We start from the raw sequence: 17525 nt of genomic DNA on the forward strand, positions 1-17525 counted from the left end.
ACTGCGGCGTTAGTGTCCGCCGCCACCATGTCCGCCGCCGCCGTGGCCGCCACTACCACCATGTCCCCCTGGACCTCCGTGGTCATAGCCTCCGTGGCCATAGTAACCGTGGCCGGGTCCGGGGTCCTCGCAGCCAGGATTCCAATACCCGTAGCAGGGGTGTCGGCAAGGGTCCGAGCTGGGCTTGGGCACCGGCTGCGGAGGTGGCGCTGGCAAGTCCCAAACCAGCGGTCATGACGGCGGTCGCCAAAGCAAAGCGCTGTGGCTTCACCAATGGAATCATATGTAATGGGTATCCAGCGACTTTGTGGCAAAATCGATGCTTGGCTTAGGCCTCGGACGATTCTGCGGCAGGTTTTGGCGGGCCGGCGCATCGCGGTGATGGCATCGAGTGGCCATCATCGTCGCACACAGCCGGGCAAGGCTCCCGGCGCGGGAGCACACATATGTGCGCGGCCGTCCGGACGTATGCGGCGAGCACCATAGCCGTGTCGGGACGCGCCGCCATGGCGTCGTGCCGCAGCGAACACCAGACCGCATCAGCGCCCTTCAAATGGCGTCCAACTCAGCCTTACCAATCGCGGGATGTCGTTACTAGAGGCGAACTCGGTGGCAGCACTGCTCGCCCGGGGGCCGCCCCAGTCGGGATCGGCGTCGACACTAAGTAGAGCTGGCTCTTTCGCCCGCGGATATCACGGTTTCAAGGGTGCGCTCGGCACCCGATGCAGCCAGCGGCAGAGTGACGGTGAACGCGGCGCCTTTACCGACGCCGTCGCTGGCCGCAGCGACGCGTCCGTTGTGGGCCTCGACCAGCGCCTTGACGATGGCTAGTCCGATTCCGCCTCCGCCGTAGCCCCGGTCGTGGGTGAGATCGGCTCGATAGAACCGTTCGAACACATGGGGTAGGTGTTCGGCGAGGATGCCCTCACCGCTGTCGACGACCGAGAGCGTAAACTCATCGCCCTCCACAGCCGCGCGGACTTCGACGCGTCCTCCCGGCGGCGTGTGGCGCAGCGCGTTGTCAAGCAGGTTGCCTAGAACCTGAGATAGCCGTTGCGAGTCCCCCCGCAGCGGGGGCAGGTTGGCAGGTAACGTGACGACCAGATCGACATGTTTGCTTCGATAGCGTTCCTGCGCGGCCGTCACGGCAGCATCGATCAGCTCGCGCACGTCGATCCAGCTAAAGGCCATCGAGAAGGCACTCTCTTCGGCTTGGGCGAGTGCAGCAGTGTCCTCGGAGAACCGCACTAGCCGGCGGGTCTGGTCGCGCAGCATCGCGGTGGTCTGCGGGGTCAGCGACCGCACCCCGTCTTCGAGCGCGTCCATATAGGCATCCAGCACCGAAGCGGGGGTGCGGATCTCGTGGGCCAGGTCGCCGAACAACTGGCGCCGAGTAGCGTCGACGGTCTGTAGCCGCGCCGCCATCTGGTTGAACGAGTCAACGAGGGTGTCGAAATCCTCGTCGAGGCGGGTAGGCGAAATCCGGATGTCGTATCGGCCGCGGGCGACCTCGGTCGCAGCTGCGGCGACCTCGGTGACCGACCGTTGCAGCCGGCGGCTGACATACCAGCTGACCGCCAGCGCCATCAACGCGGAAATGGCAAGGGCGCCGCCGACGGCCACGGCGGTGGCCGATCTGTAGGCATGGTCGGCATGTATTTCCAGGAAAGAGTTGACGGGCACCTTCCCATGCATGTGCTTATGGAAAAGCGGCGGTCCGACGACGGCGGCAATTGCCCAGGTGGCCGCTGCACCGGCGGCGAGCACTAGTGTCTGGGCCAGCACTAGGCGCAACCCGATGCCGGGCCGGCGCAAGAACCGGCGCGGCTTCGCACCCGGTGTGGTGTTGTCACTCATTGGCCAATTCCCATCCGATATTCGACGCCGGTCACGGGCGATAATCGATCGCGGCCCAATTGCTCGTCGCCGTGTTCGTTCGACTGTCGTCGCCGTGTTCGCTCGACTGTATGCGAAGGGCCTTGCCGAGCCGGTCTGGACGAGGTGATCTTTCCTCCCCAAGGTCTACGCGGGTCAAGCCCTTTGTCGTGATGTGAGAGGTGACTCGGTCGACTGCCCTTCTGGGTCGCAGTCTAGGCCTTTCGCCATTCCGCAGGAGTCAAGTTGCGTGCCAGGCAAGAAGTGCACGAAGGCGACGCACCGAAATTCCGCCTGCTAGTCGGCCGTGGCCTTGGTGCCGACGTCCCCGCTCCCTGGCTGCATAGTGCGCGGTCGGCGCAGCATCGCGAGGATGCGGGCGACGAGTTCGCGGGGCCTAAAGGGCTTGGTCACATAGTCGTCGGCGCCGACCGACAATCCGATCAGCGTGTCCGCCTCGGTGCCGCGGGCAGTCAACATCACAACATAGGCATCGGAGAAGGTGCGCAGCTGGCGGCAGGTTTCAATGCCGTCCATCCCCGGCAAGCCCAGATCAAGAACAACAACATCAGGGTGAAACGCACGGGCCAAAGTGAGCGCATCGGACCCGTCGTGAGCGATACATACTTCGAACTGCTCATGCTCGAGATAACTGGCGACCACTCCCGCCAGCGAAACTTCGTTGTCGACCACCAATGCCCGATGGCCTGCGCCGGTCACTGAAGTCTGCGGCACTGTTTCCATCCGTCCATAATGCCTGCCGCGATCATGCTGTATCAGTTTTCCGGCGCTTGAGCGATGTCGAGGGAATCTTCGCGCGTTCTGCGCTGGTGTCGCGGCGATCGTCCCCTTCGACCGGGAACCTGTCGGTGTCCTCGGATTGTCATGACCGAATTCTTACCGAGCCTGCTTCTGCCGCGCGGGCTCTCACCGCCCCGACCGCTGCGGCTCCGGTTTCTCCTCACCGGCGAGAATGACTCGCGCAATACTCTGGGGGAGCAAGTTGGGATCAGTGAGGCGCGGTGGTCTCACCACCCTTGTCACCACATCATCAGACTGGCGCGCCGCGCCCGCGTGATTCTACGCTGACTTTGCTGATGGCTTTAAGGATCATCGCCGCGCTGATCGTTAGTGACCGGACGGGCACGTGCCGTTGCCGCCGGGCCTCGGCCATGAAGGATCCAACATCCTTGTCGCCCTTAACGACTGCGCCTCTTGAGCAAGGATGCTCGGCGAAGTCAGTTCAAACTGCTCCGTCAAGCCGTGCGTTCTTTCGCAACAAGTAGGACCTTGTAAGTTGCTGGTTCGCAATGCACAGGTCAGGTGCGCGGTTCCGATTTTTGGGTCGCGGTGCTGTTACAGTCGGGTCATTGTAAGTTTCAGCGGCACCCCGACGAGTTTTCGCCTGAGGTCCACCGTTCTCGTGTTCGGCGCGGCGGTGCTACTCGTCTTGGGCGCCAGAGTCGTCCTGCCCTGCTGTGAAGCCTCCCCGGTCCATCCACATCGCTCGGTATCGGCATCTGCGGATCGTGTTCTCGCGCTTGCCAGTCACGACCATGTTCAGGATGAATCCATCTGTTCGTCCGACATATCTGCTGCTGCGGTCTTACCGCGAATCGCGCCGCGGGCCGGTTCTGATTTCATCGCCATGGCGGGCATCGCCATTGCCGGGTGGCTGGCGGCCATGCTGTCGCCAATGATGCGGCCGCCGGCCGGTCGGCTCGCGGCTTCGTGACCGGCAACCAAATTTTGTCCCGGTTATGCATCACTCGTCGCTGACCGGTCATCGTCAGACCGGTGGCTCTGCTGCCATCACGGTTGGTGACTGCTGTCATTGTCAGCTGCCGCGCTGTGCCGCGGCTTTCACGCAGAAGCGACGATCACATGAATTCTGCCTTACCTCCTGAGAACAACCGACCCATAGCATCTCAGCCTGTTGCGCTGGGCATGCAGGGACGGGCGAACACGATTGTCGGCACCACGCCGGTGTTGCGGGTGTCCGCGCCGTTCAGTGAACCGGACCGCGGCTTCTGGGCCAAGCTCGAGGGACTTAATCCCGGTGGTATGAAGGACCGCCCTGCGGTGCACATGGTGGAACAAGCTCGGGCGCGCGGAGACCTGCTGCCCGGTGCGCGAATCGTCGAATCCACCAGCGGCACCATGGGCTTGGGTTTGGCGTTGGCCGGGACCGTGTACGGGCATCCGGTCACCGTGGTCACCGATCCCGGCATGGAGCCGATCATCGAGCGCATGCTCACTGCCTACGGCGCCCACCTCGATCTGGTCGCCGAGCCTGATCCGGTCGGTGGGTGGCAGCAGGCGCGCAAGAACCGGGTCGCCGAGCTGTTGGCCGAAGATCCGCATACCTGGTATCCCGACCAGTACAACAACCCCGACAACGTGGACGCCTACAGACCGCTGGCCTTGGAACTTATTTCCCAACTAGGAAATATTGACGTACTGGTGTGCTCGGTGGGAACCGGTGGACATTCGGCGGGGGTGGCGCGGGTGCTGCGCGAATACAACCCTGACCTGAAGCTGATCGGCGTGGATACCATCGGCTCCACCATCTTCGGGCAACCAGCCGCCCCCCGACTGATCCGCGGCCTCGGGTCAAGCATTTATCCCGGCAACGTGGACTATCCAGCCTTCAACGAAGCACACTGGGTTGCCCCTGCAGAGGCGGTATGGGCATGTCGTACCCTGGCTTCGACCCAATACGTCAGCGGCGGCTGGAGTGTGGGCGCGGTCGCACTTGTCGCGGGCTGGGCCGTCCGAACACACCCGCGCGGCACCACCATCGCCGCGGTATTCCCGGACGGGCCGCAACGCTACTTCGACACCATTTATAACGACGATTACTGCCGCGAGCACGCTCTGCTCGACGTCGAAGCGCCGCGCGAACCGGCGGTCATCAGGCACCCCACCGAACGCGTCGTGCAGTCCTGGACCCGCTGCCCCGTCGTCATCGACCCGGCCGCCGGAAAGCGTTGACGGGCTTCATCGCCAGCCCCGCAGCTTGGTCCGCCGAGCCCGGATGTAACCAGTTCGGCATCAACGCGACGATGGAGTGGGTCGATTGGTTCAACACCGGCGGCACAGCACAAGCTCGACTACGTTTCGGCCGAGGAATACGAGGCCGCCTGGGACTGTGCGACTAACGGTGTTTCCGGCCTGACACGCTAGGCGTTGCTTGGCGAGGAAGGTGCCGTGATGACGACACTGGATGATGTGACGAAGAATAAGTCGGCCGAACTCCCGGCTGAGCAGCAGGCCGCGGTCGAGTTGGTGCGGCTGGCGCAAGAACAGGGGCTGTCGCTGACCGGCCCTGACGGGCTGCTCAAACAGCTGACCAAAACGGTAATCGAGTCGGCTTTGAACGAGGAGATGACCGAGCACCTGGGCTATGAGAAGCATGACCCGGCGGGTGCGGGTAGCGGCAATATTGGCAATGGAACGCGCTCCAAGACGGTGCTGACCGACACCACCGGCGCCGTCGTGATTCGTTGGACCCCGGTGACAGGCGCGCCCACGACGCCAGGTGCCCGGCGGTAGGAACAGGGGGTATGACAACTGATTGTGCGCTGCCCGCATAATTTCAGTGGCGTAATTCAGCTCCCACGCTGTCATACAGTTGCGCGTCATGGTTGCCTCGACTGGGGAAGAACATGCCACGTCAGCCCGCATCACCGCACTTTCATCCGAAACCACCGCGGTGGTCGACCGGAAAATGCCTGGGTGGTCACCGAAGATGGGTCAGACCTCTAACCATGCTCGATCGGGAATTCGCCGGCGTAACACTATGAACGCACGCTATCTTGGGTTTCTCCGTTGTCCCCGGTGCGGAGTGCAAGCACCAGAAGACCAAGCATCGTTGGGATGCCCGGCCTGCGCCCGCCACGGCATCGGAGTCAATCTGGCCCCTGCATACGCGTTGGCGCCGGGTCCGTTGCCGTGGCAGGCGTCGCAGCCGGGCATTTTCGGCTTTCGCGGATTGTTGCCGTTGGCGCCAGACGACGTCCCGGTGAGCCTGGGCGAAGGTGGGACGCCTCTGGTTTCGTTGCGTCGGCTGGGGACACGACTGGGCTTGCGCAGACTCATGCTCAAAGACGAAGCGCGCAATCCGACATGGTCATACAAGGACAGGCTCGCAGCGGTCGCCGTCACGAAGGCGGCGGCCTTTGGAGCTTCAACCGTCGTCGTCTCCTCGACCGGCAACCACGGCGCAGCGGTCGCCGCCTACGCCGCCGCCGCGGGGCTTGGCTGCGTGGTGCTCACCGTGTCGTCAGTGCCGCGCGAGATCAGGATTCTGATGCAGGCCTACGGCGCCTGCGTCGTCGCTTACGACAACGGCCCGGACCGGTGGGCGGTGATGCGGGCGGCCGTCGAGGCGTTCGGCTGGATGCCGGTATCCGGGCTTGTGACTCCCCAGATCGGCTCCAATCCGTTTGGCATTCAGGGGTACAAGACGATCGCCTTCGAGCTGTGGCGCCAACTCGGCGAAACGCCCGACGTTGTCGTGGTGCCAACCGCCCACGGTGACGGGTTGGCCGGTCTTCGCCGGGGATTTTCCGACCTCGTCGGTTTGGGTCTTATCAGCCGCATGCCTAGGTTGGTCGCGGTCGACCCGTTCGGCGCCTACGTCGGCGGGCTCCATCGCGAAGAAGGAGAGCAGCCAACTGTTGCCACTCAGCCGTCAATGGCGTTTTCCGTGGCGACGCGGAGGGCCACCTATCAGGGATTGGACGCCATAAGAGCCACCAACGGGACGGCGATCGCCGAACCAAGCAATGACGCGATCGCGCGCATGCAACTCGAATTGGCCTCGACCGAAGGCATTTACGCAGAAGGGGCGTCCGTGTTGGCGGTGCTCGCAGCTCAACAACTTGCCGAGCGGAGGTGGATCGATCCTGATGAGAGCGTGGTGGTGTTGTCGACGTCGACCGGGTTGAAGGATCCCGGCTCGTCCGCGAGCCATTTGCCGGATCTACCGGTGCTTGAACCCACCCTGACAGCTCTCGAAGGTGCGCTGCCGAAAGGCATGTGCCGGTGACGCTGCAGGCCTGCGTGACCGCGGTGATCGTGGCCCCACCCGACAGCTGGTTCCTTGCGACGTTGTATTCCAAGTGGAAGTTCGTAGCGCGACTCAGCTCCGGCTCGATCACGGCGGCGCCAGCGCGCGCACTTTTCCGGCCGCCTCGGCAGGATTCCTCACGCGGCGATGTTCTCGGTTTGGCCGCCGATCGCCCGGCCCCGGCGTGTCTTGCGGAACACCCACGGCGCGATGGGATTTCCCTGCCAGCGGGTCGACGACGGCACGTGCTCGCGCGAACCAGGGGGCCGCCACCGTCTGCACGAAGGCTTCGGACACCTCGTTGCGCCACACATGACTCCGATGGATTTGACCTGGCCCCAGGGGCCAGCTTCTACCGTCGCGTATCCGGGCAGGATCAACACCACAAGGAGGTGACAAATGCCATTCCGCGAAGGCGACGTCTGCCGCTGCCCGCTTCCAGATTGCGGATGCGAGGTGACGGTAACCGAGAGCGCACCCCCGGATCGCCGGTGCCAGCAGAATCCGACCTGCTGCTGCGGGCAGACGATGGAGAAAGTCGGCTGATTCGAGTACGCCGGTCCGCCGAACTAGGTACAGCCTGCCCATACACCGAAACCAAGATCAGACCAGGCAGCCTCAGTTCAAACGCAAGCCCATCGGTGGATTCGGGCTAAGTGTGTATGGTTCGGCCTGGAAGACCCACAGAAAGGTAAGAACCAATGACCGACACCACCCCCACCCCTCCGGCCAGCACCACCCGGCGGTGGACTCGCTGGCTTTACCCAGCCGGTGCCATTACCGGCATCGCGGTCGGCATATTCGTCATCGTCGCCGGTCTATACCTTCTGTTTGCGCACCCAAACTGTTGTGGCGCCATGAATGGCGACATGCCGTGTTGTGCCGCCATGAGAGAGGACATGAAGAAAATGATGGACGGCATGAAGATGCCGATGGGAAACATGCCGAATACGCCTGGCATGCCGTCGATGTCGCCAATGCCATCGATGCCGAGCATGTCCCCGATGCCGAACATGCCGATGCCCACCCCTGGGCGGTGAAACCGCAACGCGAGGAATCGCCGCGCGAAAATTCCTTGCCCCTAGGTAACACATAATCGCCGATCGTTAGAGACGGCATTCGAAGACGTCGCGCTGGCACACACTCTCACGTTAAGTACGACGTGGACTGGCTCGGCGCATCGATACCGAGTGCTGCATGGCACGACGAGGAGAATGCGAATGGCCCGGCTCGCGATCGGGGGCGGCTCGCCTGTGTGGCGGGAGGCATGGCCGTTGTGGCCCCAGCACGACGCGCGCACATCCGAACGGGTCATCGCCGCGCTGGGCAGCGGCCGGTGGACGGTCAGCGGCGGCTGGACCGGAACACAGCCCTACGAGCAGGTGTTCGCCCGTAGGTTCGCCGAATTCGTCGAGGTGCCCTACTGCGTGAGCACCGATCACGGCTCGAGCAGCCTGATGATCGCGTTGGAGGCGCTCGGGGTGGGCGCCGGGGACGAGGTGATTGTCCCGGTGCTGACCTGGGTCGCCACGGCGACGGCGGTGCTCAATGTCAACGCGGTCCCGGTGTTTGTCGACGTCGACCCGGAAACCGGATGCCTGGATCCCCGGGCCCTGTCGGCCGCGGTGACCGCGCGGACCCGCGCGGTCATTGTCGTGCACCTGCACTGCCGAATGGCCGACATGGACGAGATCGGCGCTCTGGCAACCCAACATGGGCTACCGGTGATCGAGGACTGCGCGCAGGCGCACGGCGCCCGCTGGGCTGGCCGGCCGGCCGGCTCGCTGGGTGATGTGGGCGCTTTCAGCATGCAGCAGGGAAAGGTGCTCACCTGCGGTGAGGGCGGCGCCGTCGTCACCAAGGATGCGGCGCTCTACGACCGGCTCCAACAGCTGAGGGCGGATGCCCGGCGCTATCCGGCCGCCGAGCCCGACATCGGCTACCCCTACCTGGTCGAGGCCGGAGAGGTGATGGGCACCAACCATTGCCTGGCAGAGCTGCCCGCGGCGCTGCTGCTCGATCAACTCGAACGGTTGCCCCAGCAGCTGCTACAGCGGGCACGGGCGGCCGAGCTGCTCGACACCGAACTCGCCGGGGTGGCCGGCGTACGGCCCACGGCCTGGCCGGCTCGGCTGGAGCTGCCGAGCATCTTCGCCTACACCGTGCGCCGCGACCCGGACGCCTTCGCTGGCGCGCCCACCGAGCGGGTGTGCGCCGCGCTGGCGGCCGAACTCGGCCTGCGCGTGTACCGGTCCGATCGGCCACTGCACGACAACATCCTGTACTGCCCGCAGACCAAGGAACGCTACCGGTGGCTGCATGACCGACTGCGCGCGGCGGCGCAGCAACGCTTCCCTGCGGCCGAGGCGCTCTACGAGAACCTGATCCTGTTGCCCCACCGCGCCCTACTGTCCGAGCCCGCCGGCCTAGAGGCGATTGTGGCGGCCTTCCACAAAGTCGCCACACACGCGGACGAGCTGCGAGCCGCTGACTGACCGCCGGCTGGCCTGCAGCGTGCCGGCGCATGGTCAGGACGTCGACGTCAGCCCGGTCGCGGTCCAGTGGGCGAGCGCGAGTGTGGTCAGCGAGGGATTGGCCGCCCCGGAACGGGGGAAGGACGCCGGGCCGACCACGTAAGCGCCGTCCACTGTGCGCAGCCCTCCGTGCTCGTCGACGAGATCACCGCCGAGCGGCAGCGTCCCGGCCTCGTGATCGACGGACCCCAGTGGCCACCCGTAGGTTGCCGGTGACCCGAGCGGCAGCCCGGTCACCTGCATCATCGCCGTGTCGAACGGTTCGGGGGCGGTGCGGAAATCGCCGAACCACAGGTCCAGAGCGCGGAGGCCGACGCCAGCCGCGACGTTCGCCCACACACGGCCGAGCAGCTCACGCTGACCGGCCAGCATTTCAAGGTCGTCCGGCGCGAAGCCCGGCTCGATCAGGCCCGGCCACGGCGATCGGGCCATCGGCGTGAACGAGACCCGGGTGTGCTCCGATCGCACCTGCTCCCCCATTGCCCACACGTCCAGCAGGACCTCTTCCGGGTGGCTGTCGGGCGCGTCCCTCAGGCGGACGAAGACGTTGCAGCGGGCGATCGCATCACCGGGTGCGTACCACAGGGCGTCGACCGAGCCGGATACCCCGAGCGCCGCAGCCGGCAACCGGACCACGAAACCGCGCACGAGGTGGTCATTGAGCCCGGTCGCCGGGCCGTGACCGGCCAGCTCCGGAAGCTGGGCCACCAGCCTGGTGTTCTCCAGCGTCCCAGCAGCCAACACGACCACGCCCGCGGAGATCACCTCGTCCGCGCCGTCGGCACCCCGGACCCGAACCCCGGTGATCCGCCCCCGACCCGAGACCAGCTCCACCGCCTCGCAGCGGGCGCGGATCCGCGGATCCCGCCCGCCAGCGCAGTGGTCGAGCGGGGTGTATGCGCGCCGGCCTTCGCCCTCGGATCGGACCGCCTGCGGAACCGGGCGAAGCGCCGAGTCCAGCGCCGCCGACACCGGGTCGGGCGGCACGGGCGACGTCGGCGCCAGCGGCCCGCCGGCCCAAGCCCTGAGATCGCGCTCGACGTCGTCATACAACGACTCGAGCAGCGCCTTACGAACGCGCTCTGGCCAGCACGGATCGGCCAGCGCCCAGTCGTCCATCCGGATGACCACGCCGTGCCAGCGCAGCGACCGCCCGCCGACCTGGTCGGAACGCCGCACGACCTGGTAGTGCGGCGGCAGTGAACTGCGCCACCGCACTGCCGCGGTGCCCGGCCCGAATCCGGTGCCCATCCCGCCCGAGTCCAGCACCAGGACGTCCCGGAGACCGCCGGCGGCTAGCAGGCGGGCGACTTCGAGGCCGCTCAGGCCCGCGCCGACGACCACGGCATCGGCCGTGACACCCATTCCGCGCCTCCGCTTCCCGCCCTGGCCGGCTGATGCCAGATCACGCCGCCCCGGCATTTCACCCGGCACCTGCCTACCATGTCGCTAGCTGAACCGGGACGGGAGGATCATGTCGACACGAACGGGATCAGGCCCTGTTCAGGCGAACCGCGCGGCGGACACCAAGGCCGTGCGCCGGTGACCGCCCTGGCGTATCCGTCGAATCCGAGTGTTCCGGCCGGTGGGCGGCTGGTGCTGCACGTGTCCACGGCCGCCGAGCGCTACCGCGTCGGCTTCTACCGGGCGGGTCGCGACATCGCGCCGATGGGGAGCAGTTCCTGGCGGCGGGGCCAACTGCTGCCGACCGGTCTGCCCGACCGGGACTGGGGATGGCCGCCGGAAACATTCGACATCCCCGCTGACTGGCCGTCCGGCGCCTATCTGGCGGTCATCCTGGACGACGAATCGGACGCGGACGGGCCGGGCCGGCTGCCCGACGTCGACGCCCGGTCGGGTCAGGCGTTGTTCGTGGTGCGGCCCGCGGCCACCAGCAAACGCGCCGCTGTGCTGTACAAGCTCTCGCTGGCCACCTACCACGCCTACAACTTCTCCGGCGGCGGCAGCATGTACCACACGGCCTCGTTCGTACCCTCGATCGCCACCACTCGGCTGACCACACGCCGGCCCGGCGGCGGAACCGGAGGGGCCCTCTCATTCCCCGAGGACGTCGACGTCTACGACACCACCACCCCGCGGGAGGGCTTCGCGCACTGGGACGCTCCGATGATCTCGTGGCTGGAACGTGAGGGCATCGAGCTCGACTACTGCACCGACTTCGACCTGCACCACCATCCCACCGTCCTCAACGGGTACCGCCTGCTGCTCAGCGTCGGGCACGACGAGTACTGGAGTGCCCGGATGCGCGACGGGGTGCACGCTTTCGTCCGTGCCGGCGGGAATGTCGCGTTCTTCAGCGGCAACACCGCCTGGTGGCGGATCGACCTGGACGCGGCCGGCGATCTGACCTGCGTACATCCGCCGGTCAGCCACCCGCTGGGCGGCAACTGGTGGCGCAGCCGGCCAGAGAACGGGCTCACCGGAGTCAGCTACCGGCAGGGCGGTGGCTGGTGGGACGGCGAACGGGAGCCGCTGGGCTACACCGTCCAGCACGCCGGCCACTGGGTCTACCAGGGACTAGGCCTGCACTCGGGTGACGTCTTCGGCGCCGGCGAGCACCTGGTGGGCTATGAGTGTGACGGTGCGGTAGTCGAGCCCGGCCCCGCCGCGCGGCTGCGGGCCGCCGGAACCGACGGGACACCGGCGGACTTCGCGGTGCTGGGGGTGGCGCGCCTGGGAAAGGGATGGCAGGACCGGCCGGCGGGACCGGCCGCGCACGCCGTGCTCGGTGCCTACACCGACACCGGAACGGTCTTCACGTGCGGCACCACCGACTGGCCCCGGGTGCTGGCCCGCGGCGACGACCCGGTGGTGGCCGGGGTCACCCGCAACGTCATCGGGTGCCTCGCCCGGCACGGTGTCCGCGTGCTGGGGCCGTTCCCGGTCCGTCACCGCCGCTGGCTGCTGGTCGCCGGTGAGGTGGCGACCTTCCTGGTCGATGTCGACCGCCCGGTCGCGGGGACCGCGCGGTTCAGTTGGACGGTCGCGGTGGGCGACGGCGCGGCCGAGTCGGTGCCCGGACGGCACACCTGCGAGATCCGGGTTCCCGAGACGCCGGACCTGCTCACCGTGACGGTCTCCGTCACCGACGGCGATGATCAGGAGTGCTTCGGGTGGACCACCGCACCCATTCTGTCGCACGGCGAGTTCGCCCAGATCGATCTCCTCTGTCGGCTTCGCGACCTGGTGATCCAGGCGGTGCCCGCGCTGGATCCGGTCGCCGAGATCGGCCCTGGCAACCGTCCCGTCGGCGATCCGGAGTGGGACCCCGTTCGGGACGGTCTGCGCAAACCGCTGTCCATGCAGGGCTTTGCGGAGGTGGCTAGACTGGCGAGCACCATCGCCGAGCGGGCCACAGCAATTGCCGAGGCGGATGCACCGGTTGGGCAGGGGGAGGACCAATGAGCGCGCTCTGGGACATTGACACTGCGCCGATACCCGGCCCGGCGGCCAGCTGGCGGTCAGCCGCAGTGCAGCGCGACGCGACCTATCGGACACTGCTGAACACCGTGCGTGACCAGCTGGCCGCTCAGCTGCCGGTCGGCCCCGCGCTGCCGGTGCTGATTCCGACCGTCGGTTTCGGGGGGCAGAGCGTCCGGGTGCTCAGCCACACCATGCGCGAGCTGTCCAGGCAGCGGGCGTCGGTGCCGATCTCGGTGGTGCTGCTGGTGAACCGGCCGCAGACCCGGCCCGCGGATGACACCGCCACCCGGGCACGTCGTCTGGGCGCGGCGCTGGGCTGTGACGCAGTGCGGTTCGCCGTCGCCGAGGTGGCGTTAGCGCAGCGCACCCGTCTCGGCGTGCTGCGGCAGCTGATGCTGGACGCGGTTTTGGACGCGCAGCAATGTGATCCGGAAACCACTGGCTGCGTGGTGGCCGACGACGACATCGTGCGGCTACCGGCCGGAACGCTGGCCGGGCTGCTGCGGGTGGTGACCGGTCAGGCCCGGCTGGCGCTCGGCCCGGTGTTGTTCGACAGCCCGCAATCCACCCCAGCCGCCATGCTGCCGGCCTTCTTTGCCGCCGATGCCTTCCGCGCATTGCTGGCGGCCAGATCTCTGCGCCGGCTGCGCCAACCGGGCACTTCGTCCCGGGCCGCCCACGCGGAGTTCGGTGACCACGCCGAAGCGATCGCGCTGAGCTGCAACTTGGCCGTGCGAGCCGCGACGGTGCGCGAGGCCGGCGGGTTCGCGCCGCTCAACGAGATCACCAATCTGGTGCGCGATGTGCACGGCCTCGGCGGCACGGATGCGATCACCGCCACCTGGGACTTCGATCCCGCGTGCGAGAACGTCCTGATCGACCTGTGGCGCCGGGCCGTGCATATCAGCGCCCGCCGTGCGCTGCCCGCCTATCTCGCCCACGGCGTGCCGACCGTCGGCCAGTGGCGCGCCTGCCGCTTCCGGGCATCCCGGGTCGATCCGGTGCGCGTCGCGCCACCCGACTCGATCGAACTGGTCCGTCTTTCGACGCTGCGTGGTCGGGACAAGGAGGCTTTGCTTGCCGAGATCAGTGCCGCTTTGACCACCACGCTGCGCTACTTCCCGCACGACCCCGAGATGATCGAGGACTGCCTGGCCGCCCTGGGTCTGACCCTGGAGTCGCTCTGGGTCGAGAACCGGTCGGCCGCGCTGTCTGTCCGAATCCGGCGGGCGCCCGGCCTGCTCGACCGGTTGATGGCAGTGCAGGACTTGGTGAGCGAGCCGCTCTAGCGATCCATCCGCCAGCGGCGTCGAAGGGCGAGCGCGGCGAGGGACACGAAGCCCCAGCTGACGGTGGTGAACGACGCCGCCGCCGCTGTGCGGTAGGCGGGGGTTTCGGCGGCCTCGGGGCGGAAGGCGAGCAAGCCGAAAGCGTTCGCATTAGTCCAGCATCCGGCGGCCAGCGGCCAGGCGACGCGGCGCGGCAGCTCGGGCACCGCGGCGCCGACCAGCACGGAGAGTGCACCGAGCGCAATCAGGTCGAGATGCCACTGGCGCAGGCGCGGCGTCGAGCGAATCCCGATCCGACGCGCACGCTCGGCATCGGCGATCGCGAGCGCGTAGGGCCATCCCGTCACCGCCCCGGCTGCGAGCTCGACCAGGCCGGACAGCACGAGCGTCTCGTTCGTTCTCACGCGGGTCATGCGCTCCACCTCCGAATCGTCTGCGGGCCCGTTGCCCGCTGGGGGACTCCCAAGCCACTGGCGTAGGCGCGGCGACCGAGCCAGCCCTGATAGGCCCAGGCGAACGCGGGCAGCGGGCCTCGCGGGCGAAGCCAGAAGCCCGGGGCTGGATCCCGCGAGGGGTTGGCGGCGCCGGTGGGCACCGTGGCGGCCGTCACCCCGGGGCCGGACTGGGCCGGCCTCTCGGCGAGCACCACGCCGTCGCGGTCGCAGATCACGCTGGGGCCTTCGTATTCGCCGCGGTAGCGTCCCGGCATTCCCGGTAGCGGGCAAACGATCGGCCCGCACAGCGAGGCATGTGCCACGGGGGCGCCGACGAGCGGGGCGAAGTCGAGCACGCTGCGCCGCGCCCGCTCCCGGTTGGCCGCTTCCCACCGCCGGAACACCGCCCGAGGCCGCCACTGTGGGACGCTCCACCACCCGGACCCGGCGAGGACAAGGTCGACGCGACCGCGGAGCCGGTGCACGGTCTGGGCGCGCATCAACTCCCAGCAGAGGGCGACGCCGATCCTGAGGCCCCCCGGCGCCTCGATGACGCCCGGGTCGTCGCCGCCGGCGTAGAAGTAGTTCTCCCACATGGTCGGCAGGTCCTTGTCGTGACGGCCGATCAGCCCGTCGGGCCCGGCGAGCAGAAAGGCGTTGCGGACGTCGCCGTCGGGCCCGCGACACAGGAAGGATCCGCCGACCATGACCCGCTTGGCGGACGCGACCCGGGCGAGCATCTCGGTGGCCGCGCCGTCCGCGGGCAGCGCGCCGCCGCCCACCTGCGCCAGGAAGGCCATGCCGGTGGTGAAGAACTCGGGCAGCACGATCACCTCAGCTCCCGCGTCGGCGGCGCGCCGAGCGAGCCGCTCGGCCCGGTCGAGGTTCGCCTCGACGTCGCCCACGACGGGCTCGAGCTGGACGGCCGCGACGCGCAGATCCTCGGTCATCCCAGCTCCTCCGCGAACCGCACAAGCTGGGCGTTGAACGCCGTCGGGCGTTCGAGCATCGGCATATGGCCGGAACCCTCGAGGACGACCGTCCGAGCCCCGGATAGCTCGGCGTCGAGCGCCTCGGTATCTGCCAGCGGGGCGATGCGGTCGTGCTCGGCGGCCAGCGAAAGGAGAGGGCAGCGCACGTCGGCCAACCCCTGGCGGGGGTCCGAGCGCCCGATCGCCCGCACGGTCGGAAAGACACCGCGGGCGCCGGCTCCGTCGACGATCAGAGCGGCGGTGTCGGCGGGCAGGGCCGGTGGATCGAGGACGTATGGCGACAGGAAGACGCGACGCAACGCGGGCGATCGCACGACGAGGCGGCGCAGCGATGCCGGTGCCGGCAGTCCCGCCGTCGCGATCTCCATCGCGATTGCCGCAGTCTCCCGCGGGCGCTCCCGAGCGAACCGGGCAACCCCGCGGAGGCCGAGCACTTCACTGAATTGGAACACCGCCCCGGCGACGAGCACGATTCCCTCGGCCAGCTCCGGATGGCGTGCGGCGAAGCGCAGCGCAATCGGGCCGCCCATCGAGTGGCCGACGAAAACCGCGCGCTCGATGCCGAGGCTGGTGACGACCTCAGCCGCGGCGTCCGCAAAACCGTCGAGGGATGCGCCGGCGGCGGGCGATTCGCTTTGGCCGAACCCCGGTAGATCCAGGGCGAGCACCCGACCCTGCTTGGCGAGCGTCGGGATCGCCTCGAGCCAATGCTGCCAGCGACCGCCCATCCCGTGCACGAGGACGAACGTGCGGTCGCCGTGGCCCGTGTCGAGGTAACGAAGCCGGCGGCCGCGGATAAGGGCGTCGCGTTCACGCGCCGACCAGTCCGTGTTCCGCCAGGCCGGCTCGGCCGGGCGGCCGTAGTCGCCTTCCACCGGGATGCGCTCGATCATTCGACACTCCCTTGGGGCGCCAGCAGGCCGAGGGTGAGCACCTGGCGACCGAGCGAGAGCACCTGTTCGAACTCCGATTCGGTGAGCCCCATGTTGCCGGGAAGCAGGTGGGCCGCGATCACCCCATCCCAGGCCGCCCACAGGAACACCGCCGCGCGCCGCGGATCGACGTCACGCATCACCCGCGCCTCGATGGCCTCGGCGATCGCCCCGGCCATCCGCTCGGTCTCGGACCGGATGCGCTCGGTCACCCGCTCGGTGGCGGCGACGACCGGCCCGTCGGTCGGCGCATCCGGGGGCGGAAAACGAAAGATGCGGAAGTAGCCGGGGTTCTCGCTCGCGAATCGCAAGTACCCGTCGGCGAGCCCGACCAGGCGGCCTATCGGGTCCTCCCCGCCGCTGGCCCACCCCTGGTCGCAGTAGCGCTGGTCAAGCTCCAGCGCGCGCTCGATCAAGGCGGCGTAGATCCCCTCCTTGCCGCCGAAGTGCCCGTACAGCGACCCGATCGCGACATCGGCCTCCTCGGCGAGCTGCTCGACGGTGGTCGCGTGGTAGCCGCGGGTTAAAAAGAGGCGTTCGGCGGCCTCGAGGATCGCACTTGCGGTGCGGGCCTTGCGCCGGGTTTGCCGGGTCTCGGCAGCCGTCCCTGTCTGCATAGTTGTAACAACATAGCAATATTAGAATTGCATTGCAATATTTGATCGGCGGCGGTGAGTCGGTTGTAGCCGGCCGCATCGATGACCGCCCGCGGGTTCTACAACCCGCGGGCGGTCATCAATTCGTACGGTTCTGTCCGGCTTCCCGAGGTATCGGTCGCCTGGGCTGCAAAGTATGCGTTCAACGGTTTCAACGATGGCGGGGATGCCCCACTCCAATGCTGCCCGAGGTGCCCGATCCGATGTTTCCCCCGCCAATCGGGGTTTGCACGCCGCCAGAGGTGCTCGACCCGCCGGCAACGCTCCCCCCGCCGAACGGGTGTTGCAGGCCCGG

At 67.6% G+C, this 17525-nt stretch carries 13 protein-coding genes and 2 pseudogenes; 8 read left to right on the forward strand and 7 right to left on the reverse strand.

The window, feature by feature from the left end; genetic code table 11:
- Nucleotides 1-660 precede the first annotated feature (660 nt).
- Both AC5Y5B_RS23945 and AC5Y5B_RS23950 read right to left on the reverse strand, forming a co-directional pair.
- Entirely contained in the window at nucleotides 661-1857 is a 1197-nt protein-coding gene (locus tag AC5Y5B_RS23945; RefSeq protein ID WP_008257437.1) for a sensor histidine kinase, read from the reverse strand.
- 366 nt (nucleotides 1858-2223) lie between these two features.
- Nucleotides 2224-2619, reverse strand: a pseudogene (locus tag AC5Y5B_RS23950) (response regulator transcription factor); the annotation flags it as partial.
- A gap of 481 nt (nucleotides 2620-3100) precedes the next feature.
- Between AC5Y5B_RS23950 and AC5Y5B_RS23955 the strand changes: the two are divergent.
- From AC5Y5B_RS23955 to AC5Y5B_RS23980, 6 genes and pseudogenes are all read left to right on the forward strand, one after another.
- Nucleotides 3101-3610: a hypothetical protein gene (locus AC5Y5B_RS23955; protein WP_472410102.1), complete on the forward strand. Its 510-nt coding sequence runs from the start codon at nucleotides 3101-3103 to the stop codon at nucleotides 3608-3610.
- A 212-nt stretch (nucleotides 3611-3822) separates the two neighbouring features.
- On the forward strand, nucleotides 3823-4869 hold the full coding sequence (locus tag AC5Y5B_RS23960) for a PLP-dependent cysteine synthase family protein (protein WP_008257440.1): 1047 nt from the start codon (nucleotides 3823-3825) through the stop codon (nucleotides 4867-4869).
- 216 nt (nucleotides 4870-5085) lie between these two features.
- Nucleotides 5086-5379 (forward strand): annotated as a pseudogene (locus AC5Y5B_RS23965) (transposase); the annotation flags it as partial.
- A gap of 298 nt (nucleotides 5380-5677) precedes the next feature.
- Nucleotides 5678-6928, forward strand: coding sequence for a threonine synthase (locus AC5Y5B_RS23970; protein ID WP_225325413.1), 1251 nt, complete (start codon nucleotides 5678-5680; stop codon nucleotides 6926-6928).
- Between the two features lie 722 nt (nucleotides 6929-7650).
- Complete coding sequence (locus AC5Y5B_RS23975) at nucleotides 7651-7989, forward strand: hypothetical protein (RefSeq protein ID WP_487352189.1); 339 nt, start codon at nucleotides 7651-7653, stop codon at nucleotides 7987-7989.
- Nucleotides 7990-8169: 180 nt separating this feature from the next.
- Complete coding sequence (locus AC5Y5B_RS23980) at nucleotides 8170-9444, forward strand: DegT/DnrJ/EryC1/StrS aminotransferase family protein (protein WP_008257447.1); 1275 nt, start codon at nucleotides 8170-8172, stop codon at nucleotides 9442-9444.
- Nucleotides 9445-9477: 33 nt separating this feature from the next.
- On the opposite strand, the gene AC5Y5B_RS23985 is transcribed toward AC5Y5B_RS23980, so the two are convergent.
- Nucleotides 9478-10848 (reverse strand): GMC oxidoreductase, encoded by a 1371-nt coding sequence (locus AC5Y5B_RS23985; protein ID WP_008257450.1) that lies wholly within the window; start codon nucleotides 10846-10848, stop codon nucleotides 9478-9480.
- Nucleotides 10849-11025: 177 nt separating this feature from the next.
- On the opposite strand from AC5Y5B_RS23985, the gene AC5Y5B_RS23990 reads away from it, so the two are divergent.
- Together AC5Y5B_RS23990 and AC5Y5B_RS23995 are read left to right on the forward strand one after the other, a co-directional pair.
- Entirely contained in the window at nucleotides 11026-12909 is a 1884-nt protein-coding gene (locus AC5Y5B_RS23990) for a N,N-dimethylformamidase beta subunit family domain-containing protein (RefSeq protein WP_008257453.1), read from the forward strand.
- A complete protein-coding gene (locus AC5Y5B_RS23995; protein WP_500007057.1) occupies nucleotides 12906-14216 on the forward strand; it encodes a hypothetical protein in 1311 nt (436 codons plus the stop codon). The genes AC5Y5B_RS23990 and AC5Y5B_RS23995 overlap by 4 nt, the downstream gene beginning before the upstream one ends.
- On the opposite strand, the gene AC5Y5B_RS24000 is transcribed toward AC5Y5B_RS23995, so the two are convergent.
- From AC5Y5B_RS24000 to AC5Y5B_RS24015, 4 genes are read right to left on the reverse strand one after another with little or no spacing between them, the layout of a single operon-like run.
- A complete protein-coding gene (locus AC5Y5B_RS24000) occupies nucleotides 14213-14629 on the reverse strand; it encodes a hypothetical protein (protein WP_033717552.1) in 417 nt (138 codons plus the stop codon). The genes AC5Y5B_RS23995 and AC5Y5B_RS24000 overlap by 4 nt on opposite strands.
- Complete coding sequence (locus AC5Y5B_RS24005) at nucleotides 14626-15600, reverse strand: carbon-nitrogen hydrolase family protein (RefSeq protein WP_008257463.1); 975 nt, start codon at nucleotides 15598-15600, stop codon at nucleotides 14626-14628. The genes AC5Y5B_RS24000 and AC5Y5B_RS24005 overlap by 4 nt, the downstream gene beginning before the upstream one ends.
- Nucleotides 15597-16535, reverse strand: a complete 939-nt coding sequence (locus AC5Y5B_RS24010) for an alpha/beta fold hydrolase (protein ID WP_008257465.1) — start codon at nucleotides 16533-16535, stop codon at nucleotides 15597-15599. The genes AC5Y5B_RS24005 and AC5Y5B_RS24010 overlap by 4 nt, the downstream gene beginning before the upstream one ends.
- A complete protein-coding gene (locus tag AC5Y5B_RS24015; RefSeq protein WP_008257468.1) occupies nucleotides 16532-17191 on the reverse strand; it encodes a TetR/AcrR family transcriptional regulator in 660 nt (219 codons plus the stop codon). The genes AC5Y5B_RS24010 and AC5Y5B_RS24015 overlap by 4 nt, the downstream gene beginning before the upstream one ends.
- Nucleotides 17192-17525 lie beyond the last annotated feature (334 nt).

Source organism: Mycobacterium sp. NGS33 (genome assembly GCF_059812885.1).